Source organism: Pseudomonas sp. FA117 (assembly GCF_057370475.1).
The window spans coordinates 1,456,165-1,477,957 of record NZ_CM170675.1 but is presented as its reverse complement, the minus strand read 5'-3'; the positions used below and the strand labels follow the sequence as shown (position 1 = coordinate 1,477,957).

Below are 21,793 nucleotides of genomic sequence, written 5' to 3'. Positions count from 1 at the left end.
CGCTGCACGAGGCGCGCGGCACCGCCGACCAGTCCGCCGCCATCGCCAGCCAGACCAGCGCCGGCATGCAGTTGCAGCACCGCGAGATCGAACAGGTGGCCACTGCGGCCAACGAGATGAGCGCGACGGCGCAGGATGTCGCCCATAACGCCTCGCAAGCTGCCGAAGCGGCACGCGGTGCCGACCAGGCCAGCCAGGAAGGCCTGCAACTGGTCGCCAGCACGCGCCAGACCATCGCCCGCCTGGCCGCCGGCATGGACGCAGCCATGGACGAAGCGCGTTCGCTGGCCGGACGCAGCGAGCAGATCGGCTCGGTGCTGGAGGTGATCCGCGCCATCGCCGAGCAGACCAACCTGCTGGCGCTCAACGCAGCCATCGAGGCCGCGCGTGCAGGCGAAGCCGGTCGCGGCTTCGCCGTGGTGGCCGACGAGGTGCGCAACCTGGCCCAGCGCACCCAGGTGTCGGTCGAGGAAATCCGCCTGGTCATCGAAGGCTTGCAGCAGGGCACCCGCGATGTGGTCGACGCCATGCAGGCCGGCCAGCGCCAGGCCCAGGACAACGCCCAACGCATGGACCAGGCGCTGCCCGCGCTGCAACGGATCGGTGAGGCCGTCGCGGTGATCAGCGACATGAACCTGCAGATCGCCTCGGCGGCCGAGGAACAGAGCGCAGTGGCTGAAGAGGTGAACCGCAACGTGGCGGGTATTCGTGATGTGACCGAGTCGTTGTCAGGGCAGGCCGAAGAGTCGGCGCGCATCAGCCAGGCGCTGAACCGCCTGGCCAATCAGCAGCAGGTGCTGATGGAGCAGTTCAGGACCTGATCGGTGGCACCGCGCAAAAGATGACGCTCACTCCCCGAATACCCGCGAAGGGTGGCGCAGGGTCGGGTCGAACGGATTGATCCTCGGCCCGATCGCCGCCGTTTCGCGCTTGAGCAATTCGACCACCATCGGCAGGCGCTCAGGCCCCAACCGGTCGCTGATGGTCGCCACGCTCAACGCCGCCACGGCATGGCCATTGCCGTCGAGAATCGGCACCGCCAGCCCGGCCATCCCCGGCAACACCCCGGTATTGCGCGCGGCATAGCCCTGGCGCCGGACGTTCTCCACCTCGGCGCGCAGGAACACTTCGTCGTACAGGTGAAAGTCCCTGAGCCGCGGCAGGTTGTTGCGAATCACCGCCTCGCGTTCCTCCTCCGGCAGGAACGCCAGGATCGCCAGGCTGCCCTGCCCTACACCGAGCGCCACGCGCCCGCCGATATCGCCGGTGAAGGTGCGGATCGGATACGGCCCTTCGCTGCGATCCAGGCACACCGCATCGAAGCCGCTGCGCGCCAGCAGGAACAGCGAATCACCCAGCGAGGCCGACAGCCGCAGCAAGCTGGGCCGCACCAGGTCGCGCAGGTTGCCGCTGTTGCCGGCCCGTGCCGCCAGGGCGAAGAACGCCAGGCTCAGGCGATAGCGCTTGCTGCGCGCATCCTGCTCGACCATGCCCTCGTCCACCAGGCTGCGCACCAGGCGGTGCACGGTCGGCTGCGACAACCCCACCTGCTCGGCCAGCTCGACCACCCGCATACCCTCGGCCGGCGCCTCCCCCAACACCCGCAGCACGGCGAACAGGCGCGATACGACACTGACGCCCGGCTCCTCGCTATTTCGTTTATCGGAATTCAAATTGCGTAATCTCCAAATGAAATTCCACTGAACGAATAAAACTGAAAATAGTGCTCGACACAGTGAAATTTGCCATTGAGAGCATCCTATTCCCGAGCCTACTCTGCGTCCACCGGGACAAATCGAACAACACACCGGTGAACGGGTGAAGCGTTCACCCCGGCGTCGATTTGCCTCCTTGCATCTGCCCCAACAACAAGCGTGCCCGACACGCGACAAAAGACAGGTGGAACGCAGTCATGGCCTTTTTGCATCTGGACAATCTTGGCAAACGCTACGGCACGATCGACGCCGTGGTCGCCACCAACCTCGCCGTGGAACAGGGCGAATTCGTCTCCCTGCTGGGCCCCTCGGGCTGCGGCAAGACCACCACCCTGCAGATGATCGCAGGCTTCGTCGACGTCAGCAGCGGACGCATCCTGCTCGATGGGCGCGACATCACCCACGCCAAGCCCAGCAGCCGCGGCCTGGGCGTGGTGTTCCAGAGCTACGCCCTGTTCCCGCACATGACCGTAGCCGACAACGTTGCCTTTGGGTTGCGCATGCGCAAGCAGCCCGCAGAAGAGATCCGCCGCAAGGTTACCCAGGTGCTGGCACTGGTGCGCCTGGACAAGCACGCCGAACGCTATCCGCGCGAACTGTCCGGCGGTCAGCGCCAGCGTGTGGCCCTGGCCCGGGCATTGGTGATCGAGCCGCCGGTGCTGCTGCTCGACGAACCACTGTCGAACCTCGACGCCAACCTGCGCGAAGAGATGCAGTTCGAGATCCGCAGGATCCAGAGCGAAGTCGGCATCACCACGTTGATGGTCACCCACGACCAAGCCGAGGCGCTGTCCATCAGCGACCGCGTGGTGGTGATGCAGGCTGGGCGCGTGACCCAGGTCGACGAGCCGTACCGTCTCTACGAACACCCGCGCACCCGCTTCATCTCCGACTTCGTCGGCAAGGCCAACCTGTTGCCTGGCGAGCTGGACGGCGCGGGCCTGCCGCAGGTGCAACACAGCCGCGACGCCCGCCTGACCCTGAGCCTGCGCCCGGAAAAGATCGACCTGCTCGACGGCGGCAGCGGTCGCCTGCAGGGCCGCATCCTGACCCGCTACTTCCTCGGCAGCCAGTGGCTGTACCGCATCGCCACGCCACTGGGCGAGCTGACCGTGGTGCGCCGCAACGACGGCAGCGCGCCGCTTGGCGAAGGGGTCGAGGTCGGCCTGGACTGGCAGCCCGAGCTGCTGCGGGTACTGGCCGCCGACGAGGTGATTGCATGAACAGCGCCGCGCCTGCCCCCGCCACCAGCGCCAGGCAACACCGTGACCTGCGCGGCTACCTGCTGTCGGCGCCAGCGCTGGCGCTGTTCGCCGCACTGCTGATCCTGCCGCTGCTGCTGACCCTGGTGCTGTCGTTCAACGTGTTCGACTACGAGGTGGGCATCCGTGCCGACGCCTGGACCCTGGAGCACTACCTGGCCCTGCTCGGCGACAGCTATTTCCTCGAGATCTTCTGGCGCACCTTCTGGATCAGCGCCCTGGTCACCCTGCTGTGCGTGGTGATCGGCGTGCCCGAGGCCTACATCCTCAGCCGCATGGCCAGCCCCTGGCGCTCGATCTTCCTGGTGGTGATCCTCACCCCGCTACTGATCTCGGTGGTGGTGCGCGCTTTCGGCTGGAGCCTGCTGCTGGGTGCCGACGGCCTGGTCAACCATGGCATCCAGGCCTTGGGCGGGGCGCCGATGAAGCTGCTGTACACACCATTCGCGGTGATCGTCGCGCTAGTCCACGTGATGCTGCCGTTCATGATCATCCCGGTCTGGACCAGCCTGCAGAAACTCGATCCGGCTGCCGAGCAGGCCGCGCTGTCGCTGGGCGCCAGCCAGGCCAAGGTCATGCGCCTGGTGGTGCTGCCACAGGTGATGCCGGGGGTGCTGTCCGGCACGCTGATCGTGTTCGGCCTGGCCGCCAGCTCCTTCGCCATCCCCGGACTGCTCGGCGGGCGTCGGCTGAAGATGGTCGCCACGCTGGTCTACGACCAGTACCTGGCCGACCTGAACTGGCCCATGGGCGCAGCCATCGCCATCGCCCTGCTGCTGGTCAACCTGCTGATCATGCTGTCGTGGAACCGCATGATCGAACGCCGCTACAAGAAATCCCTGGGGTAACTCATGTCCAAGAACGGTCCTCTGGCCCTGACCTTCCACAGCCTGGTGGTGGTCTTCATGCTCGCGCCGCTGGTGGTGGTGTGCCTGGTGGCATTCACCCCGGAAAACACCTTGAGCCTGCCTACCGCCGGGTTCTCCCTGCGTTGGTTCGAGGCGGTGTTCGAGCGCGCCGACTTTCTCGAAGCCTTCAACAACAGCCTGCAACTGGCATTTCTCGCCGCCACCCTGGCGACCCTGATCGCGGTGCCGGCGGGGCTTGCGATCACCCGCCTGCAGTTTCCGGGGCGCGAGTTTCTCAACGTGCTGTTCCTCTCGCCGATCATCATCCCGCACCTGGTGCTGGGGGTGGCGCTGCTGCGCCTGTTCGCCCTGCTCGGGGTCAACGGCAGTTTCACGTGGCTGGTGCTGGCGCACACGGTGGTGATCACCCCCTATGTGCTGCGCCTGGTGATCGCCGCCGCCATCGGCGTCGACCGCAGTGCCGAGCAGGCCGCCGAATCGCTGGGGGCGAGCCGCTTCACGCTGTTTCGCCAGATCACCCTGCCGATGATCCTGCCCGGTATCGCCGGGGGCTGGCTGCTGGCGTTCATCAACAGCTTCGATGAAGTGACGCTGTCGATCTTCGTCACCTCGCCGGCCACCCAGACCCTGCCGGTGAAGATGTATGTCTACGCCACCGAATCCATCGATCCGATGATGGCTGCGGTGTCGGCCCTGGTGATCGCCCTGACGGCGGTGACCATGATTCTGCTCGACCGGGTCTATGGCCTGGATCGGGTCCTGGTAGGGAAGCACTGACATGGCCTTGTTCAAACGCCTCGCCGAGCGCCAGCGCCCGGTGCTGGAATTCACCCTCGACGGCCAGCCGGCCAGTGGCCTGCTCGGCGACACCCTGCTGACCGCCGTGCTGACCTGCGGTGCTCACCTGCGCGGCAGCGACTTCAGCGCCGAGCCGCGCGCCGGGTTCTGCCTGATGGGCGCCTGCCAGGATTGCTGGGTGCGCCTGGGCGACGGTCGCCGCGTGCGCGCCTGCGCCACCGCACTGGAAGCCGGCCAGCAGGTGCTGCGCGAACCGGGGCGCCGGCCATGAGCGCCGTGGTCATCGTCGGCGCCGGCCCGGCCGGTATCCGCGCCGCGCAAACCCTGGTCGAACACGGCGTGCGGCCGGTGCTGATCGACGAAGCCGGCCAGGGCGGCGGGCAGATCTACCGCCGCCAGCCAGCCAACTTCACCCGGGCGCCGCGCCAGTTGTACGGTTTCGAGGCGGGCAAGGCCAACGCCCTGCACCAGACCCTGGACAGGCTCGCCGGGCAGATCGACTACCGCCCTGCCACCCTGGTGTGGAACGCCGAGCACGGCGCCCTGGACACCTTGCACGACGGCCAGGCCTCGCACCTGCCCTATCAGCGGCTGATCGTCGCCACCGGCGCCACCGACCGGGTACTCCCGGTGCCGGGCTGGACCCTGCCGGGCGTCTACACCCTTGGCGCTGCGCAGGTCGCCCTCAAGCACCAGGGCTGTGCCATCGGCGAGCGCGTACTGTTCTGCGGCAGCGGCCCGTTGCTCTACCTGGTCGCCTACCAGTACGCCAAGGCCGGTGCCAAGGTACTCGGCGTACTCGACAGCGCGCCGTTCAGCGCCCAGTGCCGCGCCCTGCCCGACCTGCTGGAGCAACCGGCAACCTTGGGCAAAGGCCTGTACTACCGCGCCTGGCTCAGCGCCCATGGTGTGCCGGTGCATCACGGCGCGACGCTGGAGCGCATCGAGGGTGAGCAACAGGTACGACGCGCGCTATGGCGCAAAGGCGATCAGCTTCATGCCAGCGAATGCGATGCGCTGGCGTTCGCCCATGCGCTGCGCAGCGAAACGCAATTGGCCGATCTGCTCGGCTGCGCCTTCGACTGGAATACGCTGAACCGCGCCTGGTTGCCGCGCCGCGACGAGGCCGGACGCAGCAGCCAGCATGATGTCTACCTGGCCGGCGACGGCGCCGGGATCATGGGCGCCGACGCCGCCGAAATGACCGGCGAGCGCGCCGCCCTGGCGGTGCTGCAGGACCTCGGCCAAGCCGTTGACCTTCAGCGCTGCCGCGCCCTGGAAAAATGCCTGACGCGCATTGGCCGTTTCCGTGAAGGGTTGGAAGCCGCCTTCCCCTTCCCCGAGCGCTGGGCCGAACAGGCACCGGACGATCTGCTGGTGTGCCGCTGCGAAGAGATCAGCGCCGGCGAGTTGCGTGCCGTGGTGAACGAAGGCCACTGGGAGATCAATCGGGTCAAGGCCCATTGCCGGGTCGGCATGGGCCGCTGCCAGGGCCGCATGTGCGGCGCGGCAGCGGCGGAAATCATCGCCAGTTGCAGCGGCAAGGCCCTGCACGAGGTCGGCCGCCTGCGTGCCCAGGCACCGATCAAACCCCTGCCTTTCGGTGTGGAGCATGACGCATGAGCCCGTGGATCGAGTCCGAGGTGATCGTCATGGGCGGCGGTATCGTCGGTGCCTCGGCAGCGCTGGCGCTGGCCCGGCGTGGCCGTTCGGTGACCTTGCTGGAGCGCGGCTTCTGCGGCGCCCAGTCCAGCGGTGTCAACTACGGCGGCGTGCGCCGCCAGGGGCGTAGCCTTGCGCAGTTGCCATTGTCGCAGCGGGCGCACCGGATCTGGGGCGACCTGCCTGCGCTGATCGGCATCGATGGCGAATACCTGCGCTCCGGGCACCTGAAGCTGGCGCGCAGCGAGGCCGACTTCGTCGCACTCCAACGCTACGAAGCGGCCAGCCGCGACCATGGCCTGGACCTGCAACTGCTCGACCGCACCACCCTGCGCGCCCGCTACCCCTGGGTCGGCGAGGTCGCCGTCGGCGCCTCGTACTGCGCCGACGATGGCCACGCCAACCCGCGCCTGGTTTCCCCCGCTTTCGCCCGCGCAGCCCGCGAGCAGGGCGCACGGGTCATCGAGCAGGCCGGCGACAGCCGTGTCGAGCACGATGGCCAGCGCTTCGTCCTGCACACCGCCAGTGGCCTGCGTCTGCGCGCGCCGTGGCTGCTCAACTGCGCCGGAGCCTGGGCCGCCGAACTGGCCGCGCAGTTCGGCGAGCCGGTGCCGATGGAGTCGGGCCACCCGGCGATGCTGGTTACCGAACCTTTGCCCTGGGTGATGAACGCCAGCACCGGCGTCGAAGGCGGCGGCATCTACGCCCGCCAGGTCGCCCGCGGCAACTGCGTGCTCGGTGGCGGGCGTGGCTTCGCCCTCGATGAGCGTCGGGCGCGCCCGGGGCAATCGGCGGTGCTGGCGATCCTGCGCAACGCCGTCGAGCTCTACCCGTTTCTGGCCGGTGCCCAGGCAATCCGTACCTGGAGCGGCACCGAGGGCTACCTGCCCGACCACGAACCGGTGATCGGCGCCAGCAGCACCCAGGCGGGATTGCTGCACGGCTTCGGCTTTGCCGGTGCGGGCTTCCAGATCGGCCCCGCCGTGGGCGAGGCACTGGCCGAGCTGGTCTGCGAGGGTGCCAGCCGCCAGCCGATCGAGGCATTTTCCATCCGTCGTTTCCAGGTCCGTCATGGCCTGGCCTCCAACCACTAAGAGGAAGGTCGCTTACATGAAGCACGTCAAACGTATTCTCGGCACCGGCTTGTCCTGTCTGTCGCTCGCCCTGCTCGCCGCCAGCCCCACACTGCAGGCCGCCACCCCGACCCTGTACCTGGGCATGAACGGCGGCACCATGGAGCGTACCTACGTCGACAAGGTGCTGCCGGCCTTCGAGCAGGCGAACAACGTCAAGGTGGTGATCGTGCCCGGCACCTCGGCCGACCACCTGGCCAAGGTCCAGGCCAACAGCAAGAAGCCGCAGATGCATGTGGTGATGCTCGACGACGGCATCATGTACCGGGCCATCTCGATGGGGCTGTGCAGCAAGCTGCAACCCAGCGAGGCGCTGTCGCAGATCCCCGAAAAGGCGCGGATCAAGGACGAGGCAGTGGCGGTCAGCCTCGGCGTGACGGGGCTGGCCTACAACACCCGCTTGTTCGAGAAGAACGGCTGGGCCGCACCGACTTCGTGGAAAGACCTGGAAGACACGCGCTTCAAGGACAAGCTGGTGTTCCAGTCGCTGGCCTCCTCGACCTTCGGCCTGCACGGTTTCCTGATGTACAACCGCCTGCAGGGTGGCGATGAAAGCAACGTCGAGCCCGGCTTCAAGGCGTGGCCCAGGCAGGTCGGGCCGAATGTACTGGAGTACATCGCCAGCTCGGCGAAGATCTCCGAAATGGTGCAGACCGACGAGGCGGCGCTGTTCCCACTGACGCCGACCCAGGTCACCACCCTGCAGGCCAAGGGCATCCCGGTGGCCTACGCCCAGCCCAAGGAGGGGGCGGTGGTGTTGAACTTCGCCGAGTGCGTGGTGGCCAACAACGACCAGCCGGAACTGGCGCAGAAACTCGCCGCCTACCTGCTGACACCTGCGGCCCAGGCCCCGGCGCTGGAGGAAGGCGACCAGATACCGTCCAACCCCAACACCCCCACCACCGAACGTACCCGTGGCCAGGTCGAGGCGATGACCCGGTACCAACAGAGCGCGGTGGTGGTGAACTGGGACGAGGTCAACCAGCAGCGGCCGCAATGGAACGCACGCTGGAGCCGTTCGATCGAGCGCTAGCAGCGCGCCGGTCGGCAATGGCGGGCACCGGCCCGCCATTGCTGAAGGATTTTCACAGGACCATGCGAAATACCGGGTATTAACGCAACAGTCCAGGCGCCCTAGAGTCGGCGACGACCCGCGCACCCCCTGCGCAGGCTGCAGGCTGCGAGGCGCCGATGACTCCGAAGATCAAGAACAACGCCATCGCCCTGGCGGGCTTTTCGCTGCTGGCGGGCGGCACCTGGCTGAGCCTGTGCGACGCAGCGCATCCCAGCGCCACCGCGCCGGTGGTCGCCGTGGCGCCAGAGGTCGATGTCGCGCAGGTGCTGCCCAGGCAGGTCCAGGCCTGGGATGAATTTTCCGCCCGGCTGGAGGCGGTCGAACAGGTCGAGGTGCGCTCGCGAGTGGCCGGGCAGATCCAGGCCCTGCACTTTCGCGAAGGGCAGCAGGTGAGCAAGGGCGATTTGCTGGTGACCCTCGACCCCGCGCTGTTCGCTGCCGATGTCAGTCGCGCCGAGGCCCAGCTGGCGGCGGCACGCGCCCGCCAGGTCTACACCCGCAGCGAGGCGCAGCGTGCCGAGCGCCTGGCCGATTCCCAGGCCATTGCCCGCAGCGAGGTCGAGCGGCGCCAGAACGAAGCGCAGCAGGCCGAGGCCGGCTTGCTCGAGGCCCGCGCTGTCCTGCGCAGTGCCCAGTTGAACCTCGAGTACACGCAGATCCGCGCCCAGGTGAGCGGCCGCGTCGGACGCCGTGAGGTGACGGTTGGCAACCTGGTCAGCGCAGGCCCCGATGGCCCGGTGCTGACGCGCCTGGTCTCGACCTCGCCCATCTATGCCAGCTTCGATGTCGACGAAGCGACCCTGCAACGCGCCCTCGGCCCACAGGCGCGGCTGGATGCCCCGCACAACCTGCCCGTACGCATGCAGGGGCTGGACGGGCACCAGCATGACGGCCAGGTGCAGTGGATCGACAACCATATCGACAGCGCCAGCGGCACGCTGCGCCTGCGGGCGGTGTTCGACAACCCCGACGGGCGCCTGATGCCCGGTCAGTTCACCCGCCTGAGCCTGGGCCAGGCCAGCCCCGTCGACGGCCTGCTGGTGGACGAACGCGCCCTGGGCACCGATCAGAACCGCCGCTATGTGCTGGTACTGGGTGCCGACAACCGGGTCAGTTACCGCCAGGTCACCCTCGGTCCCCGTATCGATGGCCTGCGCGTGATCAGCGCCGGCCTGCAGCCGGGCGAGCAGGTCGTCGTCGGCGGGCTGCAACGCGTGCGGCCCGGCGCGCAGATCAACCCACGCCAGGTGCCGATGCCCGTCGCCCAGTCCGATACCGCCGCCCTGCCACGGTCCTGAAGCCATGAAACTCGCCCATTTCTTCATCGACCGGCCGATCTTCGCCGGTGTGCTCTCGGTGCTGGTGCTGCTGGCCGGACTGGTGGCCATCCCCTTGCTGCCGGTGTCCGAATACCCTGAAGTGGTACCGCCGACCGTGGTGGTGACCGCCCGCTTCCCCGGTGCCGAACCCCAGGTGATTGCACAGACCGTGGCCATGCCGCTGGAGCAATCGATCAACGGCGTCGAGAACATGCTCTACATGAGCAGCCAGGCCACCACCGACGGTCTGCTGACGTTGACCGTCACCTTTCGCCTGGGCACCGATCCCAACCTGGCCCAGCAACTGGTGCAGAACCGCGTGGCCCAGGCCCAGTCGCGCCTGCCCGAGGAGGTCCAGCGCCTGGGCGTGACCACGGTCAAGAGCACCCCCGACCTGACCCTGGTGGTGCACCTGTACTCGCCCGACGGGCGCTACGACATGGCCTATCTGCACAACTACGCGCTGCTCAATGTGCGTGACCGGCTGGCGCGGATCGATGGCGTCGGTGACGTACAGGTGCGCGGCGCGGGCGAATACGCCATGCGCATCTGGCTCGACCCGGAAAAACTCGCTGTGCGCGGCCTGACCGCCAGCGATGTGGTCGAGGCGATTCGCCATGAGAACGTCCAGGCGGCAGCGGGCATCATCGGCGGCGTCCCCAGCGATGCGTCGGTGGCCACGCAGATGTCGATCAACGTCCAGGGCCGCCTGGAGGACGAGCAGCAATTCGCCGATATCGTGGTGCGCAGCGGCAGCGATGGCCAGGTCACCCGCCTGGCCGACGTTGCGCGCATCGAGCTGGGCAGTGCCGAATACGCCGCCCGCGCCCTGCTCGACAACCAGCCGGCCGCCGCCCTGTTCGTGCTGCAGGCGCCCGGCTCGAACACCGTCGCCATTGGCGAGCAGGTGCGCCAGGTGATGGCCGAGCTCAAGGGCAACATGCCCGAAGGTGTCGACTACCGCATCGTGTTCGACCCGACCCAGTTCGTCACCGCATCGATCCAGGCGGTGACCTCGACCCTGCTCGAAGCCATCGCCCTGGTGGTGCTGGTGGTGATCCTGTTCCTGCAGACCTGGCGCGCCTCGCTGATCCCGCTGCTGGCGGTGCCGGTGTCGGTGGTGGGCACCTTCGCGGTGATGCTGGCGTTCGGTTTCTCGATCAACACCCTGACCCTGTTCGGGCTGGTACTGGCGATTGGCATCGTGGTCGACGACGCCATCGTCGTGGTGGAAAACGTCGAGCGCAACATCGCCAACGGCCTGTCGCCGCGAGAGGCCAGCTACCTGGCCATGCGCGAGGTGTCCGGACCGATCGTGGCGATAGCCCTGGTGTTGTGCGCGGTGTTCGTGCCGCTGGCCTTCAGCAGCGGCCTGACCGGTCAGTTCTACCGTCAGTTCGCCCTCACCATCGCCATTTCCACGGTAATCTCGGCGTTCAATTCGCTGACCTTGTCACCGGCCATGGCCGCCTTGCTGCTGCGCCCGCACGACGCCCCCAAGGATCGCCTGACGCGCCTGATGGACAGGGTGCTGGGCGGTTTCTTCCGCGCCTTCAACCGCCTGTTCCAGCGTGGCGCAGACGGCTACGCCCACGGCCTCGGTGGCGCCGTCGCGCACAAGGGGTTGCTGCTGGGGCTGTACCTGCTGCTCGCCGGCCTGACGGTGCTGCTGTTGCGCCAGGTGCCGGCAGGCTTCGTGCCCGCCCAGGACCGCACCTACCTGCTGGCAGTGATCCAGTTGCCGGACGGCGCCACCCTCGAGCGCAGCGAGCGGGTGGTGCGCCAGGTCAGCGAGATCGCCCTCGGCCACCCGGACGTGCGAGCCTCGCTGGCGTTTCCGGGCATGTCGGTGAACGGTCTCACCAACAGCTCGAACGCCGGCATCGCCTTCATCAACCTCAAGCCGTTTGCCGAACGCCCTGAGGCTGCGCAGAGCGCCCGGGCCATTTCCGCCGAGCTGGCCCGGCGCTTCAGTGCGATCAAGGAGGCCCGGGTGGTGCTGTTCAGCCCGCCGCCCGTGCGCGGGCTGGGCACCACCGGCGGTTTTCGCCTGCAACTGGAAGACCGTGCGGCCCTGGGCTACCCGGCGCTGGACGCCGCCACCAAGGCGTTCATCAATGAAGCCGCCAAGGCCCCGGAGCTGACCGGCCTGTACTCCAGCTTCCAGGTCAACGTGCCGCAGCTGCAGGCGCAGGTGGACCGGGTCAAGGCGCGCCAGCTCGGGGTGGACGTACGCGATATCTTCAGCACCCTGCAGATCTACCTGGGCAGCCTCTATGTCAACGATTTCACCCGCTTCGGCCGGACCTTCACCGTCCGCGCCCAGGCCGATGCGCCGTTCCGTGCGCACGCCGAAGACATCGCCGGCCTGCATGTGCGCGCCAGCAGCGGGCAGATGATCCCGTTGTCGGCGCTGCTGCAGGTCAGCCCAGGCTTCGGCCCGGAGCGGGCGATGCGCTACAACGGTTTCCCCAGTGCCGATGTCAGCGGCGCCGCCGCGCCCGGGTACTCCAGCGGCCAGGCCAAGGCTGCGGTGGAGCGGGTCGCCGCCCAGGTGCTGCCACCTGGCGTGACGATGGAGTGGACCGACCTCACCTACCAGCAGCAACTGGCAGGCAATTCGGCGTTGTGGTTGCTGCCGCTGGCGGTGCTGCTGGTGTTCCTGGTGCTGGCGGCGCTGTACGAGAACCTGGCGCTGCCTTTTGCGATCATCCTCATCGTGCCGATGGCGATCTTCTCGGCGCTTGTCGGTGTATGGCTCAGCGGTGGCGACAACAATGTCTTCACCCAGATCGGCCTGATGGTGCTGGTCGGGCTGTCAGCGAAAAACGCCATCCTCATCGTCGAGTTCGCCCGCGAACTGGAGTTTGCCGGGCACACCCCGCTGCAGGCGACACTGCAGGCCAGCCGCCTGCGCCTGCGACCGATCCTGATGACGTCGATGGCATTCATCATGGGCGTGCTGCCGCTGCTGTATGCCAGCGGCGCCGGCGCCGAGGTGCGCCAGGTGATGGGCGTGACGGTGTTCGCCGGGATGCTCGGGGTGACGCTGTTCGGCCTGCTGCTGACCCCATCGTTCTATGTGATGCTGCGTGCCGCCTCCGGTAACCGGCCGCTGCGACGCCATACAACCGCAGCCTCGCACTGAGCGGTGTCGGCACGGCTTGCCCAGGGAGCGGGCATCGGCCTACCCTGCGCGCACCGCTTATCGCCGCACCGAGGAGCTTCATGAACGATCCGCTGCACGCGCTGTGCTGGGATGACCTGCGCATCGTCAAGGCCATTGCCGACAAGGGCAACCTGGTGGCGGCGGCCACCGCCCTGCAGGTCAATCACTCGACCGTGTCCCGGCGCCTGTCGGCGCTGGAGCGCTGCCTGGGCGTGTGCCTGTTCGACCGCCGCCGCAGCGGCTACGTGGCCACCGCTGCCGGCAGCGAACTGGTGGCCCTGGCCGGGCGCCTCGAGCTGGAAATCCTCGGCGTCGCCCGGCGTGTTTCAGGCCATGCCCAGGGGCACAAGGGCGAGCTGCGCATGACCACCAGCGACGCCCTGCTGCTGGACTTTCTCACCCCCATCGTCGCCCGCTTCCAGGCCGACAATCCGCAGATCCGTATCGAGGTGAGCGTCGGCAACCAGCCGCTGAACCTGGCCCGGGGCGAGTCCGATATCGCCTTTCGCGCCACCCTTACCCCGCCGGAAAACCTGTGCGGGCGCAAGGTCGCGACCATCGCCTGGGCAATCTATGGGCGCAAGCCAGCGCGCCCCTTGCCGATGCCGCAAGCGCGCGAGCTGCTGGGCATGCCCTGGGTATCCTACGGCAAGGGTCTGTCGGGGCTGCTGGCATTCGACTTCGTCGAGCGGACCATCGCCGCCGAACAGGTGCTCTACCGCAGCGACTCGGTGGCAGGCGTGGCCGCGGCCATCCATGCCGGGATCGGTATCGGCCTGCTGCCGTGCATGCATGGCGACCTGCAGCCGGGCCTGGTGCGCCTGAGTGCGGTACAGCCGCAGGTCTACGACGAGCTGTGGATTCTCACCCACCCCGATATCCGCAAGTCCGGCCGGGTGCACGCGTTCATGCAGCATTGCGCCGAAGCCATCGTCGCCCGGCGCGATTTCATCGAGGGCCGCAGCCACGGCGGTTGAGCGTTCTGTGCAGCATTGCGCGAGCGCCCGTGCAGCGATGCACCCTGCTCGCGCAGGTGGCGCCCTAGACTCGCCGGCATCGAGGGGGCAGCGGCCCTCGCGATCTTCCGACGTCATCGCGCAGCCACTGCACAAGGATCCCGCCATGAGCATCACCGCCACCGCCAAACCCGCCCGTTCGCTGCTCAGCCCCACCGATCATGCCCTGGTACTGATCGACCACCAGTCACAGATGGCCTTCAACACCAAGTCGATCGACATCACCAACCTGCGTGCCAACACCGGCATTCTCGCCGAGACGGCAAAAGGTTTCGGCGTGCCGACGATCATCTCGACGATATCGCGCGAGTCCTTCGCCGGCCCGCTGTTCGAGGAAGTCGGCAACGCCTTCCCTGATGCCGACATCGTCGACCGCACCACCTCCAACGCCTGGGAAGACCAGCAGTTCGTCGCCAGGATCAATGCCGTGGGCAAGCAGCGCCTGGTGATCTGCGGGTTGTGGACTTCAGTGTGCTGCAACGGCCCGGTGCTCTCGGCGCTCGAACAGGGCTTCGAGGTGTACGTGGTCACCGACGCCTGTGGCGACTGCACCGTCGAAGCCCACGAGCGGGCGGTGCAGCGCATGATCCAGGCCGGCGCCCGACCGATCACCGCCCTGACCTACCTGCTGGAGTTGCAGCGCGACTGGGCCCGGGCCGAGACCTACGACCTCACCACCGGCATCGCACGCCAGTACGGCGGCGCGTTCGGTATCGGTATCCAGTACGTGAAGAGCATGTTCGCCGCCCACCAGGGCTGAGCCTGTTCGGGGATGTCCCGCCGCTCAGCGGGCCTGGCGGGTCCTGGCGTAGTCGAGGAAGGTTTCAAGGTCGGCACTGCTGAGCATGCGCGCCACCTGCTTGACCTCCTCCATGGGCCAGTCCCACCAGGCCGCTTCGAGCAGGGCCTGGCGTACCGGTTCATCGAAGCGCCAGCGAATGAACTTGCAGGGATTACCTCCCACCACCGCATAAGGTGGCACATCGCGGGTTACCATGGCTCCGGCGGCGACGATCGCGCCGTGGCCGATGGTGACACCGGAGAGGATGACCGCATTGGTACAGATCCAGCAGTCGCTGCCGATCACCACGTCGCCTTTGCTGCGATCGTAGTCGGTGATGTCGTCCAGCCCTTCAACCATGGCGGGAAAGGGATAGCTACTCACCCAGTCGGCTCTATGTTCTCCCCCCAGCAGAATCTGCACGCCAGCGGCGATGGAACTGTAGCTGCCAATACGCAATACAGAATCCTCACCGAACTCTGTGACCTCTGGCACGCCATAACTGCCCACGCCAACGCTGTATCGTGGATAACGCATGCGGATCTTTTCGCTGACGCGCTCAAGCTTGTCCATCGCCCGCAACCGCTTGCGCTCGCGGCGCTCGGCCATAGTCCTGAAAAAATTCACGGCAGGCGCTCCTCGATCGGCATCAACGGTGGAACATCAGGCGCTTGATGCGCTTGAGGGTGGTCTTGTTGTAGTGGCGCAGGGGAATGCTGCGCAGCAGGTCCCAGGCATAGGCCTTGTCGGCAACCACTGCGTACTTGAGCGCCTTGTGCACCAGCACTGAACGCCCACGGGCATAACCCGGATATTGCTGGTAGGGCGCGATGGCCTTGAGATCGGCCTCCAGCAGCACCTTGAACTTGCGCGACAGGTTGTTGGGGTGGCGCCGGTAACGGGTGACACACACTGGCAACTCGTGCACCTCGTAGCCCTGGGCGGCGATACGCAGAGTCATCTGGAAATCCTGGACCTTGATGGTCGGGTCGTAGAAATCCGCCGCGCGCATTGCCTCCATCCGATACAAGGAGCCAGGGGCACCGACGACCACGGCATCACGCAGGATTTCGGCGAAGTCGAAGACCCTGACCTCGGTGCGCTGCTGCACCTTGATGTCACGACCGTCGCAGTCCATGTAGACGATCAGCGCACCGACACAGCCCACCTTCGGATGCGCATCCAGGTAGGCGGCGCGCACGCTCAGCGAGTTCGGCAGCATGATGTCGTCGAGATCAGGGGTCGAGACATAAACACCGCGGGCATGCTTCAACCCGGTGTTGAGCGCGCCGCTGACGCCTTGGTTGGCCTGGGTCAGCAGGGTGAAGTCATAGGTCGACTGCAGCGCACGAAGCATCTCCACGCTACGGTCGCTGGAACCGTCGTCGACAATGATGACTTCGAAATTCGGGTAATCCTGGGCGAAGATGCTGTGCAGGGCCGCTTCCAGGTATTTCTCGGCGTTGTAACAAGGAGCCACTACCGATATCAGTGGCGCCGATGACTCGACGACGGGCGTGCTTCCTGGCGTCATTATGCGTGTAGGCCTCTGTGCGCAGTGCAGGAACGGGCCAACCCGAAAAGCCGTGGTCGCCCCGAAAAAACGCCCAGTATACGCACACTGCCCCGCTTCTCGAAGGGCTCTGGATACTCAGCCTTGCCCGATCGGGGACATCGCCTGGGCCGCTGCCAGGGCCGCCAGATAGCTGCCGTCTGGCGCACGCCGGCGAAAATGCCGGTCGAGCCCTGCGAAGATCGCCTCGGCCACCTTGCGTTGGTGGCGCGGGTCCTGCAGACGCTGGCAGTCCCGGACATTGGACATGAAGCCGGTCTCGACCAGGATCGACGGCACGCTGGGCGACTTGAGCACGGCAAAGCCGGCCTGCTCGACACGGGCCTGGTGCAGGCCAGCCACCCCTTCCAGTTGTCCGAGCACCGCGTGGCCCAGGTCCAGGCTGGTGGAGATGGTCGCGTTCATCGACATGTCCAGCAGCACACCCGCCACCAGCGGATCCTTCGGCGGCTTCTTCAGCACGCTGGTCACTCCGACGAAGTCGGCGTCGTTCTCGCGCTGCGCCATCCAGCGGGCCACGGTGGAGGTGGCGCCATGCTCGGACAGGGCGAACACCGAGGCCCCGGACGCCGTGCGCCTGGGCGCCGCATCGGCATGCACGGAAATGAACAGGTCGGCATTCAGGCGCTGGGCCAGTTCGGCGCGTTTGCGCAGCGGGATGAACACATCCTGGTTGCGCACCAGCCGCGCCTTGAAACCTTTCTGCGCATCGATGCGCCTGGCCAGCAGACGGGCAATGGCCAGGGCAACCAGTTTTTCCTGCTCGCCGCGGCTGCCGACCGCGCCGGGGTCCTTGCCGCCATGCCCGGCGTCGACCACGATCAGCAGGTCACGACCCTGCGGCGCCTTCACCCCGGCGCCAGGGCCCGGCTGCGCGACAGTGGCGGCCAACGGCAGGTTGCCCAGGCGCAACAGCAACTGACGGCCACCGGCAAGGCGCTGCAGGTCGGCGGAGATCCCCGCCTGGTTAAGATCCAGCACCACCCTCAGGCCGCCATCCTGGGTGGCGGCACTGCGGATCGCCCTGACCGGGGTGCCTTGCAGTGCCACCCCGTCGAATGACGTGGCCAGCCCGGCGCCCTGCAGGTCCAGCACCAGGCGCGGTGGCGCCTCGAGGGTAAAGCTGCGCGCCGGCACCGGGTCGCTGAGTTCGAGCAGCAAGGCCACACCATCAGCGGAACGCCGCATCACTGCACCACGCACCTGCGCGCCGGTACCCGCCTGCACGAAGTGACTGAGCGGCAGCGCACAGCCGGCGAACAACAACTGGAGGAAACGGCGTCTGTCCATGGCGGCAAGCACCCCTGGCGGCAAAAAAGGTTAGTTATTAGTGTTATAACATAACATTTTAAAGTGCCGTGCAAGGTTTTTTGCCTCGAGTCAGCCCTGCCCTACAGAGCCTCAGTCTGCCGCAGGCGCAGGCGCCACAGGCCCGCCATGGGAGCTGCGCAGGATCAGCCGGGGTGCCCAGACCTCCTGCAACGCCTCCACCGCCACGCCCTCCAGCCGTGCCAGCAGCAGCTCGACCATCCGCTTGCCGGCCTCCAGGGTCGGTGCGCTGAAGGTGGTCAGCGGCGGATTGAGATAAGGCCCCAACGGATGGTTGTCGCAGCCGATCAGCGCAACATCGATGCCAGGCCGTCGCCCGCTCTCGACAATGGCCTGCAGCGCACCGCAGGCCAGCAGGTCATGCCCGCACATCAGCGCAGTCGGCGGTTCGGCCATCGCCAGCAGTTGCCGGGCACCTTGCAGGCCGCCGTCTTCGGTGAGGTCGCACTCGCGGATGAGCGTAGGGTCCGCCGGCAGGCCCGCCGCTTCGAGCGCTTGCAGGTAGCCCTGGCGCAGGTGCTGGCTGAGCATGAGGTAGCCGGGCGTGCACAACAGGCCGATGCGCCGGTGCCCAAGCCCGACGAATTGCTCGACAGCTTCGCGGCCGGCCACGGTGCGGTCGATGTCGACGAAGGGAAAAGGGTCACCGGTTTCGCTGCGGCCCAGGGTCACGAACGGGATACCACGCGCCTGGAGGAAGCGGATGCGCTCGTCGTCGCGCCGGGTCCTGCCGAACATCACGGCGTCGACCCGCTGCTGCTCGACCAGACGCCGGAAGCTGTCGATCTCGCTCTCGACGGTGCGTCCGGTGACGATCACCAATTGCAGCGAAGTCTGCTCCAGCGCCTGGTCGATGCCGGTCAGCAGATCGAGGAAGAACGGCTGGGCGAAGTGGGTCTGCGGCGGTGACAGCACGAAACCGATGCTTTCCGAGGTGCCGGTGCGCAGCCGTCGGCCGGCCGGGTCAGGCGAAAAGCCCAGGTCGCCAGCGGCCGCCAGTACCCGCTTGCGGGTCGCATCGCTGACATCGGCGCGACCATTGAGCGCCTTGGATACCGTCGACACCGACAGGCCGAGGTGGCGCGCCAGCTCGACGATATTGGTCCGTTGTTTCATTGCCATCCCACCCCCACTGCATCGGGGCGCCATGCTAACGCGTTTGCAAGGTGCGGGAAAATGTCGATGCCGCCAGCGCCGAACGGGCCCTGCCTGTCACGTCCTGGCATAGGTGGCGGTGAACGTCGCCCGGCCCAGGGTGCTGGCATTGAGCATGAAGCCGGCCAGCGCCGGTGTTGCATCGTCCGGGACATCCAGGCGTGCCACCGGCAATGCATGCAGGGTGAACACATAGCGATGGGGGGCGTCGCCAGGCGGCGGGCAGCAGCCGCCGAACTCGACCAGCCCGTAGTCGTTGCGCAACTGGCGTGCCCCTGCCGGCAACGCTGCCCCGCCCCTGGCGCCCGCATCGGCAGGCAACTCGAGAACGTGCGCGGGGATGTCCAGCACGAACCAGTGCCACCAGCCCGAGCCGGTCGGGGCGTCGGGATCGTAGACGGTCAGGGCGAAACTGCGGGTGCCCTCGGGGGCGTCGTGCCAGTGCAATTGCGGGGAACGGTTGTCGCCGGTGCAACCGAAGCCATTGAACTCGAAGCGCTGCGCGATGCTGGCGCCAGCGGCGATGTCATGGCTGGCAAGGGTGAAGGGTCGGGTCATGCGCGGGCAGCCTTGATAGGTGAAGGGACGGTGCAGCACCTGGCAAACGACGATTGCCCCCTCCGGCGAGATGGGAGCGGGCCTGTCGATCAGCACACGGTTGCCGCTTCGAAAACGTTTTCGTATGATTCGCCAGAACCCGGCAGCCGTCAAGCCATCCTTGTCAGAAGTGGCCGACCTGCCCTGCCTTTGTCCTCTTCGCCTCGAGACCCCACGATGTCTGCCACTCCTTGCGTACCGAACCCGGCGTGCAGCGCGCCCGATTGCAGCGAGCGCCTGCCCGACATCCCCGCCAGGGCCAACTGGCTGGCCGTCGGCTCGCTGTCGCTGGGTGTATTCGGCCTGGTCACCAGCGAATTCCTGCCCGCCAGCCTGCTCACCGGCATCGCCAGCAGCCTGCAGGTCAGCGATGGTGCCGCGGGCCAGGCGGTGACCGCGACGGCCCTGGTTGGCGCCGTGGCCGCACCGACCTTGCCCCTGCTCACCCGCGGCGTCGACCGGCGCCTGGTGCTGATCGGCTTCACCCTGTTGCTGCTGCTGTCGAACCTGTTGTCGGTGCTGGCCAACAGTCTTGCGGCGCTGCTGCTGGCGCGCGTGCTGCTGGGGGTCGCGCTTGGTGGGTTCTGGTCGATGTCGGCGGCGCTGACCATGCGCCTGGTACCGACGCCACTGTTCGCCCGGGCGCTCTCGGTGGTGATCGCCGGCATGTCGTTCGCCACGGTCTGCGCCGCGCCAATCGGGGCCTGGATGGGTGATCACTGGGGCTGGCGCAGTGCGTTCATGGCCGCCGGAGCGATCAGCATCGTGACGCTGGTAGCCCAGGTCATGGCCTTGCCAGCCTTGCCGGCACGCGACAAGCCGGACCTGCGAGCGCTGGGGCATCTGCTGCGCCAGCGCAAGGTACAGATTCCCCTGCTGACGATCCTGCTGCTGATCTCCGGTCACTTCGCAGGCTTCACCTATGTCCGCCCGTTGATGGAGCAAATCACGCATCTGTCGCCGGGCAGCATTTCCGCAGTACTGCTCGGTTACGGCGTGGCAGGTTTCCTCGGCAATTTCGTCGGCGGCTGGCTGACAGGGCGTGACGAGCGCCTGGCCATCGTCCTGGGCAGCATCACCATCGCCCTGCTCGCCGCCGCGTTACTGGGTGCCGGCGAGTCGGTCGTGGTCACCGCGACGGCCATCACCCTCTGGGGCTTTGCCTTCAGCTTCTTCCCGGTCGCCTTCCAGACCTGGTTCGTGCGGGCAGCACCGGGACAGACCGAGTCGGCGAGCGGGCTGATGGTCACGGCCTTTCAGGTGGCGATTGCCACCGGTGCCGTGGCGGGAGGGCTGATGGTCGATCATCTCGGCGCCCTCGGCGCACCGCTGTTCGCCCTGGTGGTGATGGTGCTGGGCGCGCTGCTGGTGCTGTCCAGCCGGCGTGGCGGCTGAAACGCATGCATCGCTACGTCCCGTCGCGCGCTGACACCAGCGCCTCGCTGCAGGCGCTGCGCGAAGGCATCGGTGCCCTGGCCACGGCGCCAGGGGACTTCCCCACACTGATCGGCGATCTCAAGGTCTTTCGTCGCGACACCCCTACCCCGCCGATGAACTGCACGGTCGAACCGAGCGTGGTGCTGGTAGTTCAGGGCGCAAAGCAGATGGTGATCGGCGGCGACAGCCACCCCTATGACCAGAGCCGGTTCCTCATCACCTCGCTCGACATGCCCGCGCATTCGGCCGTCACCCAGGCCAGCGAACAGCACCCGTGCCTGGGGCTGGTGCTGAAACTCGACCTGCGCACCCTCGCCGAGCTGATCGCCCAGGACAGCCGCCTACCGCTCGTTGGTCGTTCGGCACAGGGCAGCATGGGCGTGGGCAGCCTGTGCCCCAGGATACTGGCAAGCTTCACCCGCCTGGTCGACCTTGCCCACGAGCCACAGGCCGTGCGGGCGCTCTGGCCATTGTTGCAGCGGGAAATCCATTATCGCCTGCTGATGAGCGACCAGGCGCGGTTGCTCTGGCGCATCGCCTCGGTCGGCAGCAAGACCCAGCGCATCGCCAAGGCCATCGAATGGATCAAGGCCAACTATGCCGCTGCACTGCGGGTAGAAGAGTTGGCGACGCAGGTGCAGATGGGCCTCTCGACCTTCCACCAGCACTTTCGCCGGCTCACGGCAATGAGCCCTTTGCAGTACCAGAAATGGATCAGGCTCAACGAGGCCCGGCGGCTGATGCTCAATGAGCAGATGACGGCAGCGACGGCGGCCTTCAGGGTCGGCTACGAAAGCCCGTCGCAGTTCAGCCGCGAATACCGGCGCCAATTCGGTGTGCCGCCAAGGCAGGATATCGCCGGCCTCAGGCGCGGCCCGGCCAGCGCCTGAGCCAGGCATCGAT

At 67.1% G+C, this 21,793-nt stretch carries 20 protein-coding genes; 14 read left to right on the top strand and 6 right to left on the bottom strand.

Annotation, left to right across the window (positions count from 1 at the left end; translation table 11 throughout):
- The first annotated feature begins 65 nt into the window (after nt 1-65).
- Nucleotides 66-821, top strand: a complete 756-nt coding sequence (locus AC1TXO_RS06965; RefSeq protein ID WP_486406809.1) for a methyl-accepting chemotaxis protein — start codon at nt 66-68, stop codon at nt 819-821.
- Nucleotides 822-848: 27 nt separating this feature from the next.
- Here AC1TXO_RS06965 and AC1TXO_RS06960 read toward each other — a convergent pair whose 3' ends face one another.
- A complete protein-coding gene (locus AC1TXO_RS06960) occupies nt 849-1,673 on the bottom strand; it encodes an IclR family transcriptional regulator (RefSeq protein ID WP_486405628.1) in 825 nt (274 codons plus the stop codon).
- A 239-nt stretch (nt 1,674-1,912) separates the two neighbouring features.
- Here AC1TXO_RS06960 and AC1TXO_RS06955 point away from each other — a divergent pair, with 239 nt between their 5' ends.
- From AC1TXO_RS06955 to AC1TXO_RS06905, 11 genes are all read left to right on the top strand, one after another.
- Nucleotides 1,913-2,938 carry an ABC transporter ATP-binding protein gene (locus AC1TXO_RS06955; protein ID WP_486405627.1) on the top strand — a complete coding sequence of 342 codons (1,026 nt, stop codon included), beginning with the start codon at nt 1,913-1,915 and terminating at the stop codon, nt 2,936-2,938.
- Nucleotides 2,935-3,825 (top strand): ABC transporter permease, encoded by an 891-nt coding sequence (locus AC1TXO_RS06950; RefSeq protein ID WP_486405626.1) that lies wholly within the window; start codon nt 2,935-2,937, stop codon nt 3,823-3,825. The genes AC1TXO_RS06955 and AC1TXO_RS06950 overlap by 4 nt, the downstream gene beginning before the upstream one ends.
- A gap of 3 nt (nt 3,826-3,828) precedes the next feature.
- The gene (locus AC1TXO_RS06945; RefSeq protein ID WP_486405625.1) at nt 3,829-4,623 is read left to right on the top strand and encodes an ABC transporter permease; all 795 of its coding nucleotides are present in this window, start codon (nt 3,829-3,831) and stop codon (nt 4,621-4,623) included.
- Between the two features lies 1 nt (nt 4,624).
- A complete protein-coding gene (locus AC1TXO_RS06940; protein WP_486405624.1) occupies nt 4,625-4,915 on the top strand; it encodes a (2Fe-2S)-binding protein in 291 nt (96 codons plus the stop codon).
- Complete coding sequence (locus tag AC1TXO_RS06935) at nt 4,912-6,267, top strand: FAD/NAD(P)-dependent oxidoreductase (RefSeq protein ID WP_486405623.1); 1,356 nt, start codon at nt 4,912-4,914, stop codon at nt 6,265-6,267. The genes AC1TXO_RS06940 and AC1TXO_RS06935 overlap by 4 nt, the downstream gene beginning before the upstream one ends.
- Nucleotides 6,264-7,400 (top strand): NAD(P)/FAD-dependent oxidoreductase, encoded by a 1,137-nt coding sequence (locus tag AC1TXO_RS06930; RefSeq protein ID WP_486405622.1) that lies wholly within the window; start codon nt 6,264-6,266, stop codon nt 7,398-7,400. The genes AC1TXO_RS06935 and AC1TXO_RS06930 overlap by 4 nt, the downstream gene beginning before the upstream one ends.
- A gap of 16 nt (nt 7,401-7,416) precedes the next feature.
- On the top strand, nt 7,417-8,472 hold the full coding sequence (locus AC1TXO_RS06925) for an ABC transporter substrate-binding protein (protein ID WP_486405621.1): 1,056 nt from the start codon (nt 7,417-7,419) through the stop codon (nt 8,470-8,472).
- Nucleotides 8,473-8,630: 158 nt separating this feature from the next.
- Nucleotides 8,631-9,812, top strand: coding sequence for an efflux RND transporter periplasmic adaptor subunit (locus AC1TXO_RS06920; protein ID WP_486405620.1), 1,182 nt, complete (start codon nt 8,631-8,633; stop codon nt 9,810-9,812).
- Between the two features lie 4 nt (nt 9,813-9,816).
- A complete protein-coding gene (locus tag AC1TXO_RS06915; protein WP_486405619.1) occupies nt 9,817-12,981 on the top strand; it encodes an efflux RND transporter permease subunit in 3,165 nt (1,054 codons plus the stop codon).
- An 80-nt stretch (nt 12,982-13,061) separates the two neighbouring features.
- Complete coding sequence (locus tag AC1TXO_RS06910) at nt 13,062-13,979, top strand: LysR family transcriptional regulator (protein ID WP_486405618.1); 918 nt, start codon at nt 13,062-13,064, stop codon at nt 13,977-13,979.
- Between the two features lie 145 nt (nt 13,980-14,124).
- Nucleotides 14,125-14,778 (top strand): hydrolase, encoded by a 654-nt coding sequence (locus AC1TXO_RS06905; protein ID WP_486405617.1) that lies wholly within the window; start codon nt 14,125-14,127, stop codon nt 14,776-14,778.
- Nucleotides 14,779-14,802: 24 nt separating this feature from the next.
- Here the strand turns inward: AC1TXO_RS06905 and AC1TXO_RS06900 are convergent, their stop codons facing one another.
- The 5 genes from AC1TXO_RS06900 to AC1TXO_RS06880 all read right to left on the bottom strand — a co-directional run bounded on the left by AC1TXO_RS06900 (nt 14,803) and on the right by AC1TXO_RS06880 (nt 19,414).
- On the bottom strand, nt 14,803-15,408 hold the full coding sequence (locus AC1TXO_RS06900) for a CatB-related O-acetyltransferase (RefSeq protein ID WP_486406808.1): 606 nt from the start codon (nt 15,406-15,408) through the stop codon (nt 14,803-14,805).
- A 40-nt stretch (nt 15,409-15,448) separates the two neighbouring features.
- Entirely contained in the window at nt 15,449-16,333 is an 885-nt protein-coding gene (locus AC1TXO_RS06895) for a glycosyltransferase family 2 protein (protein ID WP_486405616.1), read from the bottom strand.
- 117 nt (nt 16,334-16,450) lie between these two features.
- Nucleotides 16,451-17,662, bottom strand: a complete 1,212-nt coding sequence (locus AC1TXO_RS06890; protein WP_486405615.1) for an N-acetylmuramoyl-L-alanine amidase — start codon at nt 17,660-17,662, stop codon at nt 16,451-16,453.
- A 111-nt stretch (nt 17,663-17,773) separates the two neighbouring features.
- Nucleotides 17,774-18,817 (bottom strand): LacI family DNA-binding transcriptional regulator, encoded by a 1,044-nt coding sequence (locus AC1TXO_RS06885; RefSeq protein ID WP_486405614.1) that lies wholly within the window; start codon nt 18,815-18,817, stop codon nt 17,774-17,776.
- Nucleotides 18,818-18,913: 96 nt separating this feature from the next.
- The gene (locus AC1TXO_RS06880) at nt 18,914-19,414 is read right to left on the bottom strand and encodes a YbhB/YbcL family Raf kinase inhibitor-like protein (RefSeq protein ID WP_486405613.1); all 501 of its coding nucleotides are present in this window, start codon (nt 19,412-19,414) and stop codon (nt 18,914-18,916) included.
- 216 nt (nt 19,415-19,630) lie between these two features.
- Here AC1TXO_RS06880 and AC1TXO_RS06875 point away from each other — a divergent pair, with 216 nt between their 5' ends.
- Nucleotides 19,631-20,848 (top strand): MFS transporter, encoded by a 1,218-nt coding sequence (locus AC1TXO_RS06875; RefSeq protein WP_486405612.1) that lies wholly within the window; start codon nt 19,631-19,633, stop codon nt 20,846-20,848.
- A gap of 5 nt (nt 20,849-20,853) precedes the next feature.
- Nucleotides 20,854-21,780: an AraC family transcriptional regulator gene (locus tag AC1TXO_RS06870; protein ID WP_486405611.1), complete on the top strand. Its 927-nt coding sequence runs from the start codon at nt 20,854-20,856 to the stop codon at nt 21,778-21,780.
- Nucleotides 21,781-21,793 lie beyond the last annotated feature (13 nt).